The 1,253-nt window shown below is 68.3% G+C and carries 1 protein-coding gene; it reads right to left on the bottom strand.

Features of this window, described 5'->3' with window-relative positions; all coding sequences use genetic code 11:
* Positions 1 to 161: 161 nt before the first annotated feature.
* Positions 162 to 1,097: an electron transfer flavoprotein subunit alpha/FixB family protein gene (locus ALA01S_RS31060; protein WP_066343640.1), complete on the bottom strand. Its 936-nt coding sequence runs from the start codon at positions 1,095 to 1,097 to the stop codon at positions 162 to 164.
* Between the last annotated feature and the right edge of the window lie 156 nt (positions 1,098 to 1,253).

The raw sequence follows: 1,253 nt of genomic DNA, 5'->3' as shown, positions 1-1,253 counted from the left end.
CCGGCGGGGCCGGCGCCGACGATCACCACGTCGTAGTCCATCACTTCACGCGGACCATACCGCTGGACGAGTTCTTCGGAAGTCATCGGTTTGACGAAATGCGGGTGAAAAAAGGGCCGTGCTGCAACGGCACGGCCCTTGAGGGTTGAACGCGAAAAGGCTCAGGCCAGCGATGCGCTGAGTGCCGGGACCGCCTCGAAGACATCGGCTTCCAGGCTGTAGTCGGCCACCGAGAAGATCGGCGCCTCCGGGTCCTTGTTGATGGCCACGATGACCTTGGAGTCCTTCATGCCGGCCAGGTGCTGGATGGCGCCGCTGATGCCGCAGGCGATGTACAGGCTCGGCGCCACGATCTTGCCGGTCTGCCCCACCTGCCAGTCGTTGGGCGCGTAACCCGCATCCACCGCGGCGCGGCTGGCGCCCAGCGCGGCGCCGAGCTTGTCGGCCAGCGGTGTGAGCACTTCCGCGAACTTCTCGGCCGAGCCCAGCGCGCGGCCGCCCGCCACGATGATCTTGGCGGCGGTCAGCTCGGGGCGGTCGCTCTTGGTCAGCTCGCGGCTGACGAAGCTGCTCTTGCCACTGTCGGCCACCGCAGCCACGGTCTCCACCGCAGCGCTGCCGCCGGTGGCGGGCGCCGGGTCGAAGCCGGTGGTGCGCACCGTGATGACCTTGACCGGGTCGGCGCTTTGCACGATGGCAATGGCGTTGCCGGCGTAGATCGGACGCGCGAAGGTGTCGGGCGCATCCACCTTGGTGATGTCGCTGAGCTGCGCCACATCGAGCTTGGCGGCCACGCGCGGGGCGGCGTTGCGGCCCGCGGCGGTGGACGGGAACAGGATATGGCTGTAGGCGCCGGCAACCGCCAGCACCTGGGCCGCGACGTTCTCGGCGAGCTGCTTGCCCAGCGCGGGCGAGTCGGCGTGCAGCACCTTGGCCACGCCCTGCACTTGGGCGGCGGCTTGGGCCACGGCGGCGGCGTTCTCGCCGGCCACCAGCACGTGTACCTCGCCACCGCAGGCGGCTGCGGCGGTGACGGTGTTCAAAGTCGCGGCCTTGAGCGCCGCGTTGTCATGTTCGGCAATAACCAATGCCGTCATAGCAATCTCCTGTGTTGCCGCCGGTAGGAGGCCCGCTTGCGGGCCGAACCCGTGGTCGGCTGCAATTCGGCCCGCAAGCGGGCCTCCTACAAATGCCTTGCCTGCGAGGCTCAGATCACCTTGGCTTCGTTCTTGAGTTTGTCCACGAGGGTGGCC

This window comes from Azohydromonas lata NBRC 102462 (assembly GCF_001571085.1).
Lineage (GTDB): Bacteria > Pseudomonadota > Gammaproteobacteria > Burkholderiales > Burkholderiaceae_C > Azohydromonas > Azohydromonas lata.
Note: the sequence above shows the minus strand (reverse complement) of the source record. Positions and strands in the feature narration are given on the sequence as shown.

Coding starts and splice junctions, on each gene's coding strand:
- ALA01S_RS31060 (WP_066343640.1), bottom strand. CDS start 1,097: ATGACGGCATTGGTTATTGCCGAACATGACAACGCGGCGCTCAAGGCC.